The sequence below is a fragment of the Mycobacterium sp. E183 genome, assembly GCF_001667735.1.
Classification (GTDB): domain Bacteria; phylum Actinomycetota; class Actinomycetes; order Mycobacteriales; family Mycobacteriaceae; genus Mycobacterium.
Genome location: NZ_LZJN01000079.1, coordinates 1 through 2,056 on the forward strand (window position 1 = coordinate 1; position 2,056 = coordinate 2,056).

2 protein-coding genes and 1 pseudogene are annotated in these 2,056 nt (G+C 71.7%); 2 read left to right on the top strand and 1 reads right to left on the bottom strand.

All coding sequences use genetic code 11. From position 1 onward, the window contains the following. A pseudogene (locus A5691_RS07640) lies at window positions 1–573 on the top strand (NAD-dependent epimerase); the annotation flags it as partial. Beyond that, entirely contained in the window at window positions 570–1,292 is a 723-nt protein-coding gene (locus A5691_RS07645; protein ID WP_067755865.1) for a CPBP family intramembrane glutamic endopeptidase, read from the top strand. The pseudogene A5691_RS07640 and the gene A5691_RS07645, both read left to right, overlap by 4 nt. Here the strand turns inward: A5691_RS07645 and A5691_RS07650 are convergent. Further along, the coding region (locus tag A5691_RS07650) for a DUF2867 domain-containing protein (RefSeq protein WP_156675575.1) at window positions 1,289–2,056 on the bottom strand (768 nt) is incomplete at its 5' end. The two genes, A5691_RS07645 and A5691_RS07650, sit on opposite strands and share 4 nt — an antisense overlap.

Sequence of the window (2,056 nt, forward strand, 5' to 3'; positions counted from 1 at the left end):
TACCTGGTCGCCGCGGCCGATCCCGGCCTGTTGCCGGCGGGCGCGTACGACATCGCCGGCCCGGACACCACGTCCTACCGTGAGCTGCTCAAAACGTACGCGCGGATCTCGGGGAGATGGCATGCCGGATTGTCGGTTGGCAGGGTCGACACCGGGCTGGCGTCGCTGGTCACCGGCGTCGCGCTGCCGGTGCCACCGGGGCTGGCCGGCGATCTGGTCGAGTCGCTGGACCACCCGATGACGGCGTCCGAGACCGACCTTCGCGACCGAGTGCCCGACCCGCCCGGTGGGTTGCTCGGCGTCGAGGACGCCATTGCCCTAGCCTTGGCCGATCAGCCCCATCGCCCGTCCCCGGTCAACGCCCTGGCCGACCCCCATCACCTGGCCAACACCGACCCCGTGTGGGCCGGCGGTGACGCGCGGCGCATCCGCCACGTCGCGCGGCGGCTCACCCCACCGGTCGCGCGGCCGGCTCTGGGGCTTGTCAACATGGTCCCGGGTCCGCTGGCCGGAGCGCTTCGAACCGGACTCGACCTCCTGATCGCCTTGACCCCGAAGGTGCGTCCCGCATGAGCCAGTCAACCGCCTCGCCCGCCACCGGCACGCTGTCCGAGCTGCGCCGGGCTCTCACCAAAGTCGCCGTGCCGCATCATGAGTCGCCCGTAGTCGTGCGGCGTCGGCGGGTCATCGTGGCCATCACCGTGGTCCTCGGTGCCGTGGTGCTCGGGTTTTCGTTGCGGCGCCATCCGGGCGACTCCAGCTTCTACTGGCTGACGTTGGCGCTGGCGGGGGTGTGGGTCGCCGGCGCGTTCGCCTCCGGCCCGCTGCACCTGGGTGGCATCTGCTGGCGCGGCCGCAACCAGCGGCCGGTCATCACCGGGACGGGGATCGGCCTGCTGCTCGGCGCGATCTTCGTGGTGGGCGGGCTGATCGCCCGGGAGATCACGCCCGTGGCCGAGCTGATCACCCGGGTGCTGGAATACGCCCATCACGGGTGGTATCCGGTGATCGTGGCGATCACGCTCGTCAACGGCGTCGCGGAGGAAGTCTTCTTTCGCGGCGCGCTCTACACGGCCCTGGGCCGGTATCACCCCGTGTTGATCTCGACGATCCTCTACACGATCGCGACGCTGGCCAGTGGCAACCCGATGCTCGGGTTCGCCGCCGTGATCCTGGGGACGGTGTGCGCGTTCGAACGCAGGGCGACCGGCGGGGTCCTCGCGCCGGTGCTCACCCACCTGGTGTGGGGGCTGATCATGGTTCTTGTGCTGCCCCCGATGTTCGGCGTCTAGGAGCCAGCCGAGCCGGCGACCTCGCGGGCCAGCGCCCGCATCGCGGCGTTGTGCGCGGGCCGCGCGAAGAACCAGTACACCCGCCCAGGGATGCCCCGCGGCAAAAAGATGGATCGCTGGGTGTAGCGACTGCCGCGGCCGTCCCGCCGCGTGACCGCGATCTCGAGCCACTCCCGTCCCGGCGCCCGCTTGGTGGAGCGCAGCCGTAGCAGGGCCCCCGCCGCGCGCTCCTCCACCCGCCAACCGCCCGCCCGTGAATTCACGGCGGCCTCCGCCGCCCGCCAGACGTCGGCGGGTTCGGTGGCGGTTTCGGCGGTGCGCAGATCGGTGTAGACGATCTCGCCCGCCCAGTCCGGGTCGCTGGGCAGCGCCTCGGCCGGTTCGGACCGCAGCGACGACCACGAGGGTTCCGGGACGCCCCGCGCGGCCCGCTCGAGCGCCAGTTCGACGGACCGGCGATAGCCGGTCAGGCCGCCGGGCGGCGGTTCGATGATGCCGTCGACGTCGTGGTTGCGCATGACCGCGTCGCACTCCAGCGATTCGATCAGCGGCCGCGCCAGCCCCGGCGGGATCGGTGTCACGGTCCCCACCCAGAGGCTGGCGATCGTCGGCGTCAGGAACGGCAACACGATCAGATAGCGCTTGCCCAGCCCCGCCACGTCGGCGTAGACGCGCATCATGTCGCCGTACTCGAGCACGTCGGGTCCGCCGATGTCCCAGGTGCGCGATGACGGGACCGGCGCCGTGGCCGCGGCGACCAGGTA

Coding starts and splice junctions, on each gene's coding strand:
- A5691_RS07645 (WP_067755865.1), top strand. CDS start 570: ATGAGCCAGTCAACCGCCTCGCCCGCCACCGGCACGCTGTCCGAGCTG.